The 16,645-nt window shown below is 59.9% G+C and carries 13 protein-coding genes and 5 pseudogenes; 8 read left to right on the forward strand and 10 right to left on the reverse strand.

What is annotated here, in order from left to right; translation table 11 throughout:
• Nucleotides 1–186: 186 nt before the first annotated feature.
• The 5 genes and pseudogenes from FJW08_RS33430 to FJW08_RS31540 form a co-directional block, all read right to left on the reverse strand.
• Nucleotides 187–411, reverse strand: a pseudogene (locus FJW08_RS33430) (DNA methyltransferase); the annotation flags it as partial.
• 77 nt (nt 412–488) lie between these two features.
• Nucleotides 489–676, reverse strand: a pseudogene (locus tag FJW08_RS33185) (low affinity iron permease family protein); the annotation flags it as partial.
• Nucleotides 677–788: 112 nt separating this feature from the next.
• A complete protein-coding gene (locus tag FJW08_RS31530) occupies nt 789–1,301 on the reverse strand; it encodes a ferritin-like domain-containing protein (RefSeq protein ID WP_140761773.1) in 513 nt (170 codons plus the stop codon).
• A gap of 137 nt (nt 1,302–1,438) precedes the next feature.
• Complete coding sequence (locus FJW08_RS31535) at nt 1,439–2,035, reverse strand: isochorismatase family cysteine hydrolase (RefSeq protein WP_140761777.1); 597 nt, start codon at nt 2,033–2,035, stop codon at nt 1,439–1,441.
• A gap of 7 nt (nt 2,036–2,042) precedes the next feature.
• Entirely contained in the window at nt 2,043–2,585 is a 543-nt protein-coding gene (locus tag FJW08_RS31540) for an inorganic diphosphatase (RefSeq protein WP_140813675.1), read from the reverse strand.
• 24 nt (nt 2,586–2,609) lie between these two features.
• Between FJW08_RS31540 and FJW08_RS31545 the strand changes: the two genes are divergently transcribed.
• Nucleotides 2,610–3,152 (forward strand): hypothetical protein, encoded by a 543-nt coding sequence (locus FJW08_RS31545; RefSeq protein WP_140813676.1) that lies wholly within the window; start codon nt 2,610–2,612, stop codon nt 3,150–3,152.
• A 1,429-nt stretch (nt 3,153–4,581) separates the two neighbouring features.
• On the opposite strand, the gene FJW08_RS31550 is transcribed toward FJW08_RS31545, so the two are convergent.
• Nucleotides 4,582–4,896, reverse strand: a complete 315-nt coding sequence (locus tag FJW08_RS31550; protein WP_140813677.1) for a hypothetical protein — start codon at nt 4,894–4,896, stop codon at nt 4,582–4,584.
• 89 nt (nt 4,897–4,985) lie between these two features.
• Here FJW08_RS31550 and FJW08_RS31555 point away from each other — a divergent pair, with 89 nt between their 5' ends.
• Nucleotides 4,986–5,207, forward strand: a complete 222-nt coding sequence (locus FJW08_RS31555; protein WP_140813678.1) for a DUF768 domain-containing protein — start codon at nt 4,986–4,988, stop codon at nt 5,205–5,207.
• A 159-nt stretch (nt 5,208–5,366) separates the two neighbouring features.
• Nucleotides 5,367–5,666 (forward strand): DUF1236 domain-containing protein, encoded by a 300-nt coding sequence (locus tag FJW08_RS31560; protein WP_140761792.1) that lies wholly within the window; start codon nt 5,367–5,369, stop codon nt 5,664–5,666.
• A gap of 848 nt (nt 5,667–6,514) precedes the next feature.
• Here FJW08_RS31560 and FJW08_RS31565 read toward each other — a convergent pair.
• Nucleotides 6,515–6,757: a hypothetical protein gene (locus tag FJW08_RS31565; protein ID WP_140813679.1), complete on the reverse strand. Its 243-nt coding sequence runs from the start codon at nt 6,755–6,757 to the stop codon at nt 6,515–6,517.
• 346 nt (nt 6,758–7,103) lie between these two features.
• Nucleotides 7,104–9,858 (reverse strand): annotated as a pseudogene (locus FJW08_RS31570) (Tn3 family transposase); the annotation flags it as partial.
• Nucleotides 9,859–10,459: 601 nt separating this feature from the next.
• Between FJW08_RS31570 and FJW08_RS31575 the strand changes: the two are divergent.
• The 5 genes and pseudogenes from FJW08_RS31575 to FJW08_RS31595 all read left to right on the forward strand — a co-directional run bounded on the left by FJW08_RS31575 (nt 10,460) and on the right by FJW08_RS31595 (nt 14,916).
• A complete protein-coding gene (locus FJW08_RS31575) occupies nt 10,460–11,233 on the forward strand; it encodes an amino acid ABC transporter ATP-binding protein (RefSeq protein WP_281408476.1) in 774 nt (257 codons plus the stop codon).
• Nucleotides 11,234–11,284: 51 nt separating this feature from the next.
• On the forward strand, nt 11,285–12,097 hold the full coding sequence (locus tag FJW08_RS31580) for a transporter substrate-binding domain-containing protein (protein ID WP_210241231.1): 813 nt from the start codon (nt 11,285–11,287) through the stop codon (nt 12,095–12,097).
• A 124-nt stretch (nt 12,098–12,221) separates the two neighbouring features.
• Nucleotides 12,222–12,917: an amino acid ABC transporter permease gene (locus tag FJW08_RS31585; RefSeq protein ID WP_140813680.1), complete on the forward strand. Its 696-nt coding sequence runs from the start codon at nt 12,222–12,224 to the stop codon at nt 12,915–12,917.
• 2 nt (nt 12,918–12,919) lie between these two features.
• Nucleotides 12,920–13,603, forward strand: coding sequence for an amino acid ABC transporter permease (locus FJW08_RS31590; RefSeq protein ID WP_140506217.1), 684 nt, complete (start codon nt 12,920–12,922; stop codon nt 13,601–13,603).
• Between the two features lie 22 nt (nt 13,604–13,625).
• Nucleotides 13,626–14,916: pseudogene (locus tag FJW08_RS31595) on the forward strand (FAD-binding oxidoreductase).
• Nucleotides 14,917–14,921: 5 nt separating this feature from the next.
• On the opposite strand, the gene FJW08_RS31600 reads toward FJW08_RS31595, so the two are convergent.
• Nucleotides 14,922–16,181, reverse strand: coding sequence for an FAD-binding oxidoreductase (locus FJW08_RS31600; protein WP_140813681.1), 1,260 nt, complete (start codon nt 16,179–16,181; stop codon nt 14,922–14,924).
• Nucleotides 16,182–16,282: 101 nt separating this feature from the next.
• A pseudogene (locus tag FJW08_RS31605) lies at nt 16,283–16,504 on the reverse strand (phage integrase N-terminal SAM-like domain-containing protein); the annotation flags it as partial.
• Nucleotides 16,505–16,645: the final 141 nt, after the last annotated feature.

The following is a 16,645-nucleotide window of genomic DNA, read 5'->3' on the forward strand; positions in this document are numbered from 1 at the left end:
AAGAAGCGCGGAACGAAACCGGGCCGCAGGACGGATTTCATAAACGATCCTGCAGTTATCGCGCGACGAGAACAGGCGTTGGCAAGGTTGACCGCTGCCGAGTGTGATGGCTTTCAAAGCTAGACGCGGGCTAGCATCTCCACTTACGCGTGCGACCGCTTCGTCGCCGCCGATATCCTGCAATTGCTTGAGCGCCTCGCCTTCCAACTGCTTCATCCGGCGGAGGGCGATGTACAGGAAATTCCCGGTGCCACATGCGCGATCGAGCACCCGCACTGATGCTAGGTGCCCAAGCAAGTCTTCAACCTCGTGAATGGCGGCCGCCTTTGAGCCGTTGCGAATCGCACGCTCGGCTGCCGATTGATGGCCGATCCAGTCGTTGCTGAGGGGTTCGATGAGCGTGGCATCCACAACCCGTTCGACATAGGCGCGGGGCGTGTAATGTGCGCCGAGACACTTAACGAAGGTGTAACGGCACCGGAGGAAATCCGGCGCCGCGTGTTCTGGATCAGCAACACCATCAGGAAAGTGACGATCGTGGTGCCGGTGTTGATGACGAGTTGCCAAGTCTCCGAATAGTGGAAGACCGGACCAGTTGCACCCCACAGCAGAACCGACCCCAGGCAAAGGGCAAAAGCCCACGGCTTGCCATGGCATGAGCGACGGCCGCCGCCATGCGATTGAACGCTTTTTCCAAGGGATGGGACACAAAGGGTGCAACGAGCCCCGGCAACCTGCCAGGGCTCGGCGGATGCTGGACCGAGGGAAGATCCAGCCGCTGACCGCCGCTATGCGGCCTCGGCCGCTATATTGACGGCGGATTCGGCGAGCTCGGTGAGCGCCGCGTCCGTTTCCTTTTCCTCGCCCAATGTCTGGTCGAGCAGGTTGACTGCCTCGGTCAAGCCGAGTTCGGAAGCCCACGTCCGGAGCGTGCCGTAGCGTGAGATTTCATAATGCTCGACGGCTTGGGCGGCGGCCAGCAGGCCGACGTCGAGCGAGGGCGAGCCCTTGTACTCCTCCATGATCTCGGCGCCTTCTTCGGTGATGCCCATGATGGCGGCGCAGGTCTTGCCGACGGGCTTCTTGTCGATCACCTCGAACACTTCCTCGAGCCGCGCGACGTGCTCCTCGGTCTGGACGCGATGCTTCTCGAAGGCCGCTTTCAGGTCAACGCTCTGCGCGGCCTTTGCCATCTTGGGCAGCGTGGCGAGAATCTTCTTCTCGGCGAAATAGATGTCTTTCAGCGTGTCGTGGAAAAGTTCGTTGAGGCCTTTCTTCGAGGCCGCCTTCGTCGTCGCCATGTGCGCATCTCCTGGTGGGGTTGGATCATTCTCAACACGGTCGCCCGCAAGTTGTTCCGAGCAGATTTTTGGCCGGCGAGGGCCGTGAACGATCATTTGTTATTGACGAGGTCCGCGCTGATCTTCCGGCGCTTCGACTAGGCCCAGGATTCCAGAATTTCGTCCACCGGAGCGACTTCGACATGGTGGGAATATCTTTTGGTGAACAGCCTCACGATACTGTCATAGGCTTCGTCGGAGGTGCTGCAGATCGCATCCTCGGCCAGCACCGTCCGAAAGCCGAAATCGATGGCTCCAAGCAGGGTCGCCAGAACGCACATGTCGGCCTCGCCTCCACTGACGACAATGGTGTCGACATCCTCCGCGGTGAGCGCGCGTTTCAACCTGCCTCCGAACCAGGGCGAATAGACCGGTTTGTCGAACTGTCGGGCCGGCGGAACGAAATCCTTCAGCTCCGGCGCCAGCTCGATGACGTCCGTCCCCGCTTTTTCGAGTGTCATCTCTGCCCAGTGTTGATAATACCCGCGCCACTGGCCATGCCCGTCTCCTGCCCGTAGCGCCGGAATGAAGCGGGTGAAGATGGTTCGCCCCGGCCGCCTCTCGGTGAGCCGAAGCACTTTGGGCAGAGTCTGGGGAAACCACTCGACCGCCCACGGCCCGGGAGGCATGAACATGCGCTGCATGTCGACACAGATGTGCACGGCGTTTGGAGGAATGGGGCGCAACACAGGCATCCGCCGTTCACCGGTCGGCGAATTTTCGCTTGAAGGATTTCATCCCTTTCGTCAGCGAAAGCTTGGCCTCGGCAGCGTCCTGCCAGCCCTTCAGCTTGATTTTCTTGCCGGTACCCAACACCGACGAAAGGAAGAATTGTTCTATTTCCCGGCGAAGATCCTGTGAGACATCGGCGGCAGCCACTGGCTCGTCCGGCGCGTCTTCCTTGTGAGGGCAGAAGATATACCTGTCGTTACGGACCTTCGTGCCATCGGGATCACGCTGCTTCACCCTCAGTGCGCCCAGAAGGTCGCACTTGATGACGACGCCCGGCGCCGCGGCCGCCTGGTGGATGACCAGCCCGTCCAGCGGATCGCCGTCATCGCCCAAAGTCGAAGGTACGAAACCCCAATCGTAGGGATAGGTGTTCCCGACAGGAAGGAGCCGAGAATATTCAAACACCCCGGTCTTCGGCTCATAGGCAAGCTTTGCAGCGGACCCGCGCGGCGTTTCAACGATCACACGAAACAAATTTCGGCAGGTTGCCGGGAGTCTCAGATAGTCCGCCATGGCCAAGCTCGATCGCAGTCAGGTTTGGCAAGAGAACCTTGCAGCGGCGCGAATGTTCCCTACCGTCCTTTGCCGCCCCAGGGCCGTTCGCCAAGCGGCGACGCCGGGGTCTTATTTTTCCGCATCGCCGCCTCCGGCGATCCGAACGGTGACGCTCAGGAGTATGGCGACCGCACCGTGCTCATCACCATATCCACGACGGCGTCGATCACCGGCGGCGCCATCAATCATCTTATCGATGGTGACCTCACAGACCCGTCGGGCGGTGTCCAATTCTTTGGCGGCGAGTCGACCAAGGATTCCAAGTTCGATTTGGGAACCGGGAAGATCCTGACCGGTCTGCATTGGCTTCAGGATGGCACGAATTCGCACGGAACCTGGGTGTTTGAAGGTTCCAACGACGACAGCACCTATACAGGGCAGGGCAGCAGCTTCACGCTTGGCGGCGCGCTGATAACGGAAGTGACGTGGTCGAATTCCACGGCCTACAGATACTACAAGCTTCGGCAAATCTCTGGCTCGACGTCCACGCAGGTCAACCTCGAAACCGAGTTCAGGATCACCTGATCAGAAAAAGAACGAGGGCCGGCGCGACGAAACGCCTTTTCACAGACCGCGCCGTCATGGCTTCGGGGCTGACTATGCGCGATCCGTCAGCCGTCGCGGGAGCACATGGAACATTGTTGCGTCGAAAAACTTAGGCGGTTGCACTGTTGTACTCCCATTACAGTGCGTTCCCACGACTGTTGACTGGCCCGCTGCCATGCCCCCTCCGGCAGCGGGCCTTTTTATCGTCCGGTCGGGAACAGCCCCATTAGTCGCAAGTTCCGGCAAAGGCGGCGGCGCGTCCGGGTCTTTCGCGACGCTGGCCGGCCCGCGCCCTCCTTTTGCGGGGTGGGGCGCGGGCCTCAGTGGAACATACGTCAGAGACAAAGGTCGGGAGCCAGCCGCCTACTCCGGGCGGCCCTCCACCTCCGTCAGCTGCCCGCTGGCTCCGGCCGGCGGGCTTTTTGTGCGCTATGTGGGAACTTGGTATCTCGCGGCAGGTTCGAAAGGTAGCAGCCTCCCGTGCTGCTGGTCAGAGTCCCTCCTGGCCGGGCCCGCTTCCCCTTCCTGTACTGCCAGGAGGCGGGCCCACGGGGTTCGCCGGCCGGGCGGGAACATTCCGGGCTAACGACTGTTGGACGAACTTAACAAAGAAAGGTCGTCTCATGTTTTCCCTGTTACGCGCGCTTCATGTCCATGCCGCGAAACGCGGCGATGGGTTATTGCCGAAGCTGTTGACCATGCCGCAGTGGCCCCAAGAAAAGCCCATGAATGAGAATTCCGCCGCACCTGTGGAGCCGCCCGTGACAGCCTTACCGGCCACGCAGGGCACCATGACGGAACCTAATATCCCCATGCGCCGGGGCTTTTTCACGATTGTACGCGACTAGCGTCCTTCAGAAAATTCCCGTGACAATCAGTATGATCCCAATCGTCGCGAGGGCCATGACGAGTGCCATGGCTATCGCAAAGGCATGACCGAAATTGTCAGTCATCTGGGCACCAGACGCAACGGACAACGGCCCGACCCGCTCATCATGTGACGCAGGATTCCGCAGGCCGGGCCTTACCGGCTTTTGGAGGGCAAGAGCCGGTGAAGGTTGAGCATGTTCCTAAGCGGATCTGTGCGCAATGGCATGTCCGAATGCGTACACAAATACCGGTCTCTTCGGCTACTTTTTTGCCAGCAAGAGGGCTTCACGCAATAGCGATGGCGGACTGCCTACGCCCAGCAAGTCGATAAGCTCGCGTGCCTGGTATGGGTGATACCGGTTCTGTCTACCAGCCAATTGACGTGCTTTTCCTTGGCGGACTGATGATCGCTCTCGCGCTCGTTGGGCACGGCTTTCCTCCCGTTGGGGCGAAAGCCTGATGTTCTCTTCCAAGCGTCCCGATTGCCAGAATTGTGCGCAGACGACCAGATGACCCTACGCCTTCTTTGGGTTGCTGGCTACGTGGCGCCGCCCCTGTCGACCAGCGGCTTCTTCCTCGTCGGCGCCTTGTACGCGTTCACCAGCCTGACAACTGAGGCATCCACCGTGATGGGTATGCCCAGGTTCACCGTCACGCGCTTTCCGTCGAGTAGGTGCGTCACGTTGCCAATCAGCTCGATGTGCTGCCCCTTCTGAAGGTTCGACGTCATGTCAATGATCGAATGGGGCTGACCATAGGACGGGATGGAAACGCTTACGCGGTCGTCAGTGACGCGCCTGCGCACGGTCGCAGTTATCGCAACCTCGTCGCCGATGTTGATGCCCTTCGCCATGCCAAGAGTCTGGAGCGGGCAACAGCTTCGTCAAGCGAAGGCTAATATACGGACCCGGAACCGAAACCGCAGATCGAGCTTATGATTCAATGAGCGCGCGTGGCATCGATTTCCTGCATGAATGGATCGCGAACAACACCCCCGAGACGGCGAAACCAGACGTCATCTGCGTGGATGAACTTACCGATAAGCTAATTGCGGATGCCAAGGCGATCGGCATCAAGCGGGTCGAGCTCGACGAGGAAGTGGACAGCCTCTACCGCACCATCATCGAAGCGATAGTGCATCACGAACATGGTCGGCCTGAATGACGGCGGCTCGCCCCCGACTGTTGCTATGTCGGGTGGGGCGGAGGAATTAGGTATCACTGACGGAACAACACCTGGCCGGGGGCGTTACCGGGGCTCTAATGTTCGACTTGCATTTGTTTCCGCCCTGTCAAGGTTCTTCATCAACAACAGGAGAGTATATTGAAAACTACCCTCATCCCCGCCGTCGCCGGCCTGGCCCTTTTGGCTGGTCTAGGCTTTGCCCTCGCCGACGAGATCATCGTCACCCCGGAACAGCAGACCGTGGTCAAGGAATATGTCCACAAGCACAAGATCGCTTCGGTCAACGTGCTGGGACTCGAGCTCGGCATTGGCTCGGCGGTGCCGGACACGGTTGAATTGCAGACGGTGCCTGACGTCAAGTATCGCTATGCTGTCGTCAATGATCACACCGTGCTGATCGACCCGAGCACCCGCAAGGTGATCCAGGTAATCGAGTGACCTGATGTTCAAGCCTTAACCGAAGCTTTCCGCCATCTTTCGGTGCCGGAAAGCTTCGGCTTTGACGTGGGCTTTGTGAACATGAATCCAGAGCCCGCACTTTGGATGCTCGGGCACCGCGCGTTCCGTCGGACGGCATGAGCGCCTCCGTTGCGGTTCCTTCTTTGCGCGGCCGGAGGCTTCGTCAAGCGATCGCTAATGTGAGGTGGTGCCTTTGAGGCGACCCGGCTGCCAGGAGGGATCTGGGGGATACATCCACAGCAGCCGGGTCATGCCGGCGATCCTTGCCGGCGGCTTATCATGGGGCTTATATTAGCAACAGCGCAAATACCCATTCGGTATCTCGAATACCAAATAAGCATAGCAAGGCGGCCCGATCTAACCGGCGGGTGCGCGGAAATGTGTCTAAAGCCGCTTGCTCCGGGTCAACGGGCCTTTTTGCCAGCGTATAGGAACCTGATATTCGTCGGCAGGTTCGAAAGGCGGCAGCCCCCCCCGTGCTGCTGGTCAGGTCTCCCCGAAGACTTGGCCGGGCCCGCTTCCACCGCCAGTGAGGCGGGCCCACGGGAACTGTCCGGCAGGTGCGCTTGCGCAACGTCTCCCGGCACGACTTCAGGGAAGACAATTAACATTTGTAAGTGACCTCACGAGGCCGGCACGCGACGATTGGTGGCGTGTGTTGGGGATCATCCATAATGTCGGACAAAGGGAATGGCGGTGGCCCGTTCGAGGCCGCAATGGTCGTGATCATGGCATTGGCGGCACTCGGGATTGCCGTGATCTTCGCCACAGCCGCGTTGTGGCCCGGATAGCTTTGGGCCTAGGAACAGCGGCCATCTTCAGAAACACTAGATGGAGAGCCGTTTTTTGTTGGCCCTGATTTTCCTCCGATAGACGCCTGCGACCTTGCCTGCGGAGCCGGTAGCGAAGAGCATGCCGGCGAGCGCGGCCGCCTCGACTTTCTCAGTGACCATTTGCTTCGCTTCCCGCCCTGCCAATTTGCCTCCCCCGGCAATCCGTAGCGTTCGAAGCCAGATCACCTGTTGTGCTTCCAGCGCCGACGAATAAAAATCGAACCACGGATTGAACATCGGACCCTCCAAATTGGCTCAGGAGAACGAGTGCGTCGAATGTCGGTTCCGAACTAGCCAGCATTGCCGCACAGGCATTGCCCAAATTCAGGCCACAGCCGCCGCCAGGACCCGAACGGCGCCTCGGCGGTGTAGGAGGGCGGCCGACGAGAAAGCGCGCTGGCGGCGCTACCTCGGCGGGGGCGGGGTATTCGAAATCACCCAAACCTAAGGCGAAGACCGCTTGGCTCCAGCGTTCGCACTGCGCTGAAATTTCGGGAGGGGGGATGTCGCGAAAATCGGGCTGTATGGGGTCAGGACAAGAGCTGTTCAAAATCTTGCGCTAAGAGCGAACGGATCGTGAACTCTATGCTGCTCGACGGATTGAGGTCGGAAGTCTTAGCGATCGGAATCCTTCAGGCATTTGATGCTCCGCGTCCCAAGTGTAGATGCCGGTCAGGTTGATGTGCTCCCAACTCAACGGCGAGATGTGCTTCAGCAGATGATCCGGAATCTCGCGACGTGCACTGCGCAAATGGGCAACCGCCCGCTCTATGTAAACTGTATTCCAATGCACGATCGCGCTGACGACGAGGTTCAAGCCTGATGCGCGAAACGCCTGGCTTTCGAACGACCGATCGCGGATTTCGCCGCGCTCATGGAAGAAGACGGCACGCTTGAGCTTGTGTGCCGCCTCGCCTTTGTTGAGACCGGCTTGGCAGCGCCGGCGCAATGCCGGACTTGAGTACCATTCGATCATGAAGAGGGAACGCTCGATGCGACCGAGTTCCCGCAGTGCCCTGGCGAGTTGGCTCTCCTTTGGCGATGCCGAGAGCTTCTTCAGGATGGTCGACGGCACGACGGATCGCGTCGTGATCGACGCTGCCAGGTGAAGCAGATCGTCCCAGTGGTCGAGAATGAGCGTGGTGTTGATCGGTGCTCCGATGTGGTTCGACAGTGCCGGGTATGCGTCGCCCTTCTCGAACGTGTGGAACTTACGATCTTTGAGATTGCGTAACCGAGGTGCGAAGCGTTTGCCGATCAAGGCGAACAATCCGAAGACGTGATCGCTGGCGCCGCCGGTGTCGGTGAAGTGCTCTTGGATATCGAGGACCGTGTCCTGATCGAAAAGCCCGTCGAGTACATAGGCGGCCTCGCTTTCGGTCGGACTGATCGGCAGGATACTGAAATAGCCGTACTGGTCGGACAGGTGGCTGTAGAACTTCGATCCGGGCTCGCTGCCGTAGTGCAAGTTGATATCTCCTCGCTTGGCGGCGCGGTCGCTTGCGCGGAAGAATTGGCCATCCGACGAAGATGTCGTACCGTCGCCCCAAAGTCGGGAATGCGGGTGTCGGGCATGCGCATCCGTCACGCACGCCTGAGCCGCGCGATATGTCTCTGAACGGGCATGGAATGTGCGCATCCAGCCGATCTGGTGTGCGCTGATCCCCTTGGACGCGCTCGCCATCCGCTTCGGCCCGAGATTGGTCGCATCCGCCAGAACGCCCGCCAGCATGGCCGAGACATTCCTGGGGTTGTCACCCGTGCGAACATGCGTGAAATGATCGGCGGAGCCGGTCCACTCATGCACTTCTCGTAGAAGGTCCGGCACCTCGACAAGCGGATAGAGCTCGCTGATCTCGGCGTTCAATTCTTCGGCCGCCGCCGGTACCTCACCGGCATTCGGCGTAACGATCAACGTTCCCCCTTCAAGACGAACACCTTCGAGCTTTCCGGACCGCGCTCTATGCGCCAGTCGCTTCAGGTTGAAGTCGAGCATTTGCCGCGCTTCGGCCAGCCATTCGGCGGCATCGCCCAGTACGCCCAGTCCGAGGCGATCCTGCTCCTTCATGGTGATGAACGTTGATCGCAGCATCAAATGCTCGTCGATCGGTCGGAAGGATCGACTGCCGTCGACCCAGATGTCCGCTGATCGAAGCCTGTCTCGCAATGCGGCTAGTGTTGCAATCTCATAGAGGCGGCGATCAGGTCTTTCCTGCCCGAAGATCAGCTTCCGATCGGCTTGGCTGAGGTGGGTGACTGGGACGGCCTCCGGCAATGTCCGACGCTTCTCCGAATAGAGCCGTTTCAGCACCCCGACCGCGGCAAGAAGCGGGTCATAGCGGCGCGCCGAGCGGAACGTGAATGCCTGCAGGAAGACGCCGGCGTACTTGTTGACGGTCGCATATTGTTCGGCTGCCACGGTCAGAGGTGATGCCTCGTTGACCTCGACCATCGACTCAAGTTCAGGCTTCATCCGGAGCAGCCGATGCCAACCAACTTCCTGATCGAGAACCTCCAGTGCATTCCGACCATAATGGTTCGCGAATTGCAGGGCGGTGATCGTGTTGAGAAACATGCGCAGCGCCTTGGCGGTGTCCGTACGACCTTCCATATGCCGCTGTTTCTTGCGGCTGTTGGCTTGCGAGAACAGCCGACCCATGAGCTTGATGAACATCGTTACAGCATCGTCGGTGAGCTTCTGGCCGAGTTTGATTGCTTGAGCCACGATCAGAGCATGACGGCGACTTGCGTTGAAGTCGTTGGCCAGCCAGGCCGGCGTGGCGTTGCCTTCGCGGATCATCTGATCCCAACGTCCCGAAGATATGCGCGCTTGAAATTTCGAGTCGATGTCCAGCGTCCGCAGGAATGCGATCCGTTCAGTCAGTCCGACCAGGTTGGATGCACCCGGCGCTTCTGGCGCCGATCGCAGCCAATGAAAGCGGGTTTGGCCGATCGCCGGGTCAACCTCCAGAAGACGGTCGAGGCCTTGTAGCCTATCAGACGAAATGCCTTCGATCAGGGTCTTTTCTGCCCGCCGACGAGCGATAGCGCGAGCCGCGAGCCCCATCCGCTCGATAATATTAGCCGCCGGGAGCAGCGAATTTCGATTGCGGAACTCCGCCACAATGGCGCCAGCAATCGAAGTACCGACGTCTGTTGTTGAGGCCATCTCGATTGCCGACAGCAATGCGGCACGCCGATCTTCGGCTGTTGCGTTTCGCTTCTGCAGGTAACCCAGGAGGTGAGCAATGTGATTGCTGCGGGTCTCCTCACGACGGGCATACAGCCTGAATGGTCGAGCTTGCGCCTACTTGCTCGGCAACATAGTCGAGCATCGCGCTCGTCGGGCCACTTTCCACTCCACTCCAGAACGGTAGTGGCCAAGCCTCTGTCCAAAGCGGCCCAACGGTACAGGAGGCAAATGGCGTATCCACAGCGAACATCCGGATGTTCACTCTCCGTTCGACCTTAGCGCAAGATTCTGCACAGCTCTTGTTCCGGCCCCTAAAAGGGCAGTGTGGAATTTTGAGCCTAGGTACCGAGCGGGCGAGTGCCCGCTGGCCGGACATCTCCCGCTGCCTGGTGACCTGCAGCCAGCAATTGCTCGGCGACACATATGATTTAGCGCAAACAAAGTCAGTTCGCCGGCCTCATATCTGGAAAGCACCTGACGAAGCTTATATTCCACCATAGCGTGCCTTCGAACCTTACAAGCATCTCGAAGAAACCGCTTGTTTTGGCCAGTTCGATCGGCTTTCATGACGGCGCTTGCGAGAGTACCAGAATGCATTGGATAGGAAAGATGACCGCCGGCTTTCGAACTAGCCGATGCGACGGCAAAATTGATACGCCCGAATTTGGGCACTTAATGTCGACTGGGGAAATCCTTGGGCTAATACAGAACGTTCAATCACGACGCGAACCTGTGTTCGCGATATCGTGAAGCTTACGGCTGATCAGGATCGCAAGCCGATCATCGTCGCTGAAGACGTCCGCAAGACCTATCGGTCCAATGATGGCCGTTCACACCTTGCGCTTGCCGGGGTCACCACTGCAATCGGGCATGGCGAGGTGCTCGTCATCTTCGGACCTTCCGGCTCCGGCAAGAGCACATTCCTTCGCACGATCAACGCGCTGGAGAGGATCGATTCCGGGCGGATCGTCATTGATGGCGTTTCGCTTTCTGAACCCGGGGCTGACCTCAACAGGCTACGCGCCGACGTGGGTATGGTCTTCCAATCATTCAATCTGTTCCAGCACCGAACGGCGCTCGACAATGTCGTGTTGCCGCAAACCGTGGTGCGTCGCCGTTCACGGACGGAAGCGTTGCGTCGGGCACATGAGCTGCTCGACAAAGTGGGCATAGATGATCGCGCGGGGCACTACCCCAGCCAGCTGTCCGGTGGACAGCAGCAGCGCGTGGCCATCGCCCGCGCTCTGGCCATGGACCCCAAGGTGATGTTGTTCGATGAGCCGACCTCGGCGCTGGACCCGGAAACCGTCACCGGCATTCTCGACCTGATGAAGGTTTTGGCATCATCTGAAGGGATGACGATGGCGGTGGTTACCCACGAGATGGGCTTTGCGCGTGAAATCGCCGACCGCATGCTGTTCATGGACGCCGGATTGATCATCGAGGAAGGCACCCCTCAGCAGATTTTCCACTCGCCAAGGCAAGAGCGGACAAAGGAGTTCCTCAATCAGATACTATGATGTTGGACAATGTCAGATCGCAATCAACAAGGAAGAAAAGGGAGAGAGAAGATGAAGAACAGTTTCAATACCAGATTGACCGGAGCAGCCGCGACCTTGGCGATGATGCTGGCAGCCTGGTTCACGCTAGCGAGCGTGGCGCACGCCGACGAAATGGACGATATCCTGAAGCGGGGCGAACTGGTCGTCGCCGTCCAGACGCAGGGTCCGCCGGTCAGCTTCGTCGATAAAAAGGGCGAGCGCACCGGCCTTGCCGTCGAGTTCGCCAAGCAGATGGCTGCCGATCTCGGCGTCAAGGTTGTGTTCCAGGATTACGACTGGAAAGGCCTCATTCCGGCGCTTCTGGCTGGCAAGGCAGACATGATTGCCGGCGATATGACCCCAACCCCGCAACGGGCGGCGCAGCTTTTGTTTTCCCGGCCGATGTTCTTCAACGACACGCTGGCCTTTGCCGCGAAGGATTCGCAGTACAAGACGTGGCAGGACCTCAACAAGGAAGGCGTGACGGTGGCGGCGCTGCAAGGCAGTACCTACGCCGATGCGGTGACCAAATATCTGCCGAAGGCGACGCTGAAGGTGTTTGCAGGCGGCGGCCCGGCGGTAGCGCAGACCCTCACCATGGGGCGGGTCGACGCGATGGTCGGCGGGCAGGATTATAATTCCTACGTGCGTCAGTTCGAAAATCTCAAGCCGCTCGAAGGCATAATGACGCGGGAGCCACTGGCCTTTGCCACCCGGCCTAACGCTTTCCACCTCAAGATGTGGCTGGACAACTATGTAGAGCTGAAGACCGCCGATAATTCGCTGCAGACACTGCTGGCCTATTGGTGGACCTCCGATGCCTGGGAGAAGGATCACAAATAGGGCTTCTGAAACCGATCGACGCGGTGATCCTGCGCCGCGTCGATCAAACCCCTTCTGCCCATAGCCTACATCCTGACTAGGTCGCCGACGCGGTCAAAGCCCTGAGCTCCAATGCGGAAACCGGATGAACTGGGTCCTCGATTTTTACAACTATCGCATCGTCGAGCAGTATTTCGGGCGCTTCGCCGAGGGTCTTGAAAACACGCTTGTCGCGGCGGCTGTCAGCCTCATCGCCGCCGTCATCCTTGGCACGGTGTTGGCGCTTTGCCGCATGTCGAGCCGCGCAATCCTGTGGCGCCCGGTGGCCGGCTATGTCGCGTTCATTCTGGCGACCCCCCTGCTGGTGCAGATCTATCTTATCTATTACGGCCTGCCCATCCTGGTTCCGGCAACTGGCCGCTGGAGCGAACTGACGCTCGGCATCATGGCGTTGTCGCTGCACAATGCCGCCTACATGAGCGAGATCGTGCGCGGCGGCATCGCGTCGGTTTCGCGGGGGCAGATCGAAGGCGGCAAGGCAGTTGGCATGTCCTATCTGCAGCGGTTGCGATACATCGTCCTGCCGCAGGCGTTCGCCAATACCTTGCCTCCCCTGCTTGGTCAGACTGCGGTGCTGATCAAGGACACCTCGCTTCTTTCGATCATCGCGGTTTTTGATTTCCTCAGTGCCGGCCTGTTGCTGAATAGCGAAAGGGTGCGGCCCAACGAGAGCTTCCTTACCATAGCCGCCGGCTATCTCGTCATCTACGCCGTGATGCTGGGTTTGTCATGGACGGTCAAGCGCTGGCTCGCCGGCCCCGCATGGAACGCCGGGAGGTAGCAATGCAGCATTATCTCGACATAGTCGTCGCGATCCTGCCGTTCCTGTGGACCGGTTTCGTGCAGACGTTCTGGGTCTCGCTCATCGCAATCGTCGTCGGCTCCGTGCTGGGCTTCCTAATCGGCGTCGTGCGAAGCCAGCGGGTGCCGGTGTTCCACCAGCTTTTCGGCCTCTATATCCACATGCTGCGCGGGACACCGTTCCTGGTGCAGCTCTACGTCTTCTATTTCGTGCTACCCAACACTGGCATTGACGCGCTGCAATGGAGTTCCGAGATGGCGGCGTTCGTCTCGCTCTCGGTCTATACGTCCAGTTATGTCGCCGAGATCGTGATGGGGGCTATCGACGCTGTTCCAAAGGGGCAGTGGGAGGCTGCCACCTCCCTGGGCTTAAGGCGTGTCCCGATACTCTGCCTGGTCGTCCTGCCGCAGGCCTTGAAGCTGACAGTGCCGCCGATGAGCGGCGTCTATGTCAACATCATCAAGAACACAGCCATCCTTTCAGTGATTGGGATCTCGGAGCTGACGCGCCAAGGTGAGATTTCGATCATGCGGTTCCCGCGCGACGTGCTTTTCGTCTACGGCGTGATCGCCCTAATTTATTTTGCCTACTGCTACCCGGTCCTGCGTTTCACGCGCTGGGCGGAGCGTAAGGTCGGCGGCACCCGTTTCATCAACCTCGATTGAGCTAGCGTGGCCGGCGGATCCAATGACGCCCTATGTCGACACCTACTACAGACGCACGCTGACGTCAGAGGCTTCGTACCCCGTGCTGTCTGGCCGGCATGATGCGAACGTCTGTATTGTCGGCGGCGGCCTCGCGGGATTGACGACTGCGCTCGAGCTTGCCCGGCGCGGGCTTTCGGTGACGGTCCTTGAGGCGCGCCGCGTCGCTTGGGGTGCGTCGGGCCGCAACGGAGGTTTCGTGTCTCCGGGCTGGGCGGCGCGCGGCGACCAGATCCGTAAGCGCGTCGGTACCGACCATGCCAGGGCCCTGTTTCGCCTTTCGATGGAGGGCGTCGCCATGGTCTCCGACGCCATCCGCGACCTGGCCATCACCGATGCGCAGGTCATTCACGGCATCTTGCGGGTATCGCGTTACGAAAATAGCGAGGCACTGAAGGCTCAGCGTGACGAACAGGAGACTGAGTTCGGCCGCCAGTTGCGCTTGCTTTCCCGCGAGGAAGTACAAAGCCTGCTGCTATCGAGGAAGTACCATCAAGGGCTCCTGGACGACGCCTCGTTCCATTTCCATCCGCTGAATTATGCCCGCGCGCTGGCGCGCGAAATTGTTCGGCTCGGCGGATCCGTTCACGAGGACACGCCCGCGGTCTCTGCCTATCTCGCAAGCGCGGAAAAGAGAATTCGCACGCCCGAAGGCGAAGTACGAGCTGCGAGCGTCGTCTTTGCCGGCGGTGGCTATACCGACCGCGTGCTGCCGGCTCTGCGCCGCGCCTTGCTGCCGATTGCCACATACGTCGTGCTGAGCGAACTGGCGCCCGAACTGATCGCGACCGCGATCCGCACGCAATCAGGGATCAGCGATGGCCGGCGCGCCGGCGACTACTACCGCGTGGTTGACGGCAAGCTGCTATGGGGTGGGCGCATAAACCACGCGCACCACCGACCCGCGCGATATCGCTGCCGTGATCCGGCGAGAAATGATCGCGACCTACCCCCAACTAGAGAGCTTGAAGCTCGACGTGGCATGGTCGGGACTGATGGCTTATGCAAGACATTTAATGCCGCTGATCGGACCGGTTATGCCGGGCGTGTGGGCGTGTACCGGGTTCGGCGGCCATGGTCTCAACACCACCGGGATCGGCGCCCGGGTTGTCGCCGAGGCAATTGCGGGCGAGAGCAACCGCTATCGCGCGTTTGCGCCTTTCGGTTTTTTGTGGAACGGCGGCCTTTTCGGCACCGCCGCTGTCCAAATGACTTACTGGGCCTATCAAGGCATGGACCTCGTCCGCGAACGCCGCTCAATGCGCGTTGCTTAGGCGTTTCAGAAGCGGTCAGGCGAATATGGCGCGGGGTCGATATGGGGCCGACTGGCGGTGACGAGTTCGGCAATCAGCCGTCCCGTCGAGCCGCCGCCGATCATACCCGTATGACCGTGGCCCGTCGCGACGAAGAGCGAGCTATGTCCCCGCATCAGGCCAATCGCCGGCACGCTGTCAGGCAGGGAGGGGCGAAAGCCCATCCAGATCGTCGGCTCTCCGCCCTTCAGATCGGGAAACAGCGCTCGAGCGTGGGTGAGCAGGATTTCGGAACGCCGTTCGTCAGGTGGGGCTTCCAGGCCGGCAATCTCGACCGTCCCGGCAAGACGGAGGCCGTGTTCCATCGGCGACAGTGCGAAACCCCGGTTCTTCATCTGGACCGGCATCGGCAATTCGATCGACGGGGAGGGGATCATCAGGTGGTAACCACGTTCCGTCTCGAGCGGCAATTCGGCACCGAGCGGCTCGAGCAAGCGGTTCGACCAGGCGCCAGCGGCGATGATCACGGCGTCCGCCTTTCGGTTGGCCGTGTTCGTCATAAGCGTGTAGCCACCTGCTTCGCGAGGGATGATCTTCAGCACGCGTTCCGCTTCGAACACGCCGCCGACTTGTCGCACCCCGTCAGCAATGGCCATGACCAAGCTATGTGGATCGATCGTATGGGCGTTGTGGGGATAGAGGAGCCCGCGTTTTGCAATGTTTGAAATACCCGGCAGCAAGCGCTCCAAATCCGAGCGAGACAACGGTTCGGTGACGACGCCTTGGCGCTCGTTGATTTCAGCAGTGATGCGGTCGGAGAGACCAAGGGCCTCACTTTCCCAGATCTGGATACCGCCTACCTCGCGGATCAGGGCTGCGAATGTTGGACCGCCGATCAAATCACGATAGCATTCGAGGTTGCCCCTATGAAGGTTGCATAGGGCGTCTGCTGCCCTATTCACGCGGTCCATCCGTCCGGCCCGAATCCATCTGAGCAGCCAAGGCGCTGCCTTCAACGCGTAGCGAGGCCTCAAAACCAGTGGTCCCAACGGATCGGTGAGCCAGCCTGGCACTTGCCGCAGCATTCCAGGGATGGCCACAGGCACGTTGCAATCGTGCCTGACCATTCCGGCATTGCCGAAAGACGTCGCGGTGCCGGGGGGCAACGGGTCGAGGACCGTGACGTTCAGACCTGCCCGCTTCAAATAAAGAGCTGCGCTGACGCCGACGATGCCCGCTCCAATAATTGCCACTTCCTTGCCCAATTCCGGCATGTAGACGTTCACCCAACTTTGAGTTTCAAGCGCACGAACGTAAATTCAGGGCCGGTGTCAAGCATGGACGGCAGGGCCGCCGCCTTCAGGACAGCAATACCGGAAGGGGCAGGGCGCTCGGCGCAAACGGTCTGGTTCAACGCGCCCCACGAGACCCTTCGGCCCACCAGATGGGCCTAATAGGCGCGCACCTCTTCGTATCCCAGTTGATCGGGTGATCGTCCAAAAAATCGACTGAACTTCGCCACGTGATGCACGTAGGATCGCTGCGGTGACAAATTGCGGATCGTCAGATCTGCAATCATCAGCTGACGCAGAGGGCTTATCTGGGCCATCTGGGGTTCTCCTGTCTGGAAGGTTGGCTCGACAGCAAATCTTCTCCGACAGGGGCCTACCGCGAGCAAACTATCAGGCCGGGATTAGAGACGAGGAAGAACTTGCGGCGGTCTCCAAACTGCCGCTGGGGCGGTGAAGTC

Origin of the sequence: Mesorhizobium sp. B3-2-1, assembly GCF_006439515.1 — a bacterium.
Classification (GTDB): Bacteria; Pseudomonadota; Alphaproteobacteria; order Rhizobiales; family Rhizobiaceae; genus Mesorhizobium.

Coding starts and splice junctions, on each gene's coding strand:
- FJW08_RS31565 (WP_140813679.1), bottom strand. CDS start 6,757: ATGTTCAATCCGTGGTTCGATTTTTATTCGTCGGCGCTGGAAGCACAA.
- FJW08_RS31580 (WP_210241231.1), top strand. CDS start 11,285: ATGAAGAACAGTTTCAATACCAGATTGACCGGAGCAGCCGCGACCTTG.
- FJW08_RS31590 (WP_140506217.1), top strand. CDS start 12,920: ATGCAGCATTATCTCGACATAGTCGTCGCGATCCTGCCGTTCCTGTGG.
- FJW08_RS31585 (WP_140813680.1), top strand. CDS start 12,222: ATGAACTGGGTCCTCGATTTTTACAACTATCGCATCGTCGAGCAGTAT.
- FJW08_RS31535 (WP_140761777.1), bottom strand. CDS start 2,035: ATGCCTGTGTTGCGCCCCATTCCTCCAAACGCCGTGCACATCTGTGTC.
- FJW08_RS31530 (WP_140761773.1), bottom strand. CDS start 1,301: ATGGCGACGACGAAGGCGGCCTCGAAGAAAGGCCTCAACGAACTTTTC.
- FJW08_RS31550 (WP_140813677.1), bottom strand. CDS start 4,896: ATGGCGAAGGGCATCAACATCGGCGACGAGGTTGCGATAACTGCGACC.
- FJW08_RS31555 (WP_140813678.1), top strand. CDS start 4,986: ATGAGCGCGCGTGGCATCGATTTCCTGCATGAATGGATCGCGAACAAC.
- FJW08_RS31540 (WP_140813675.1), bottom strand. CDS start 2,585: ATGGCGGACTATCTGAGACTCCCGGCAACCTGCCGAAATTTGTTTCGT.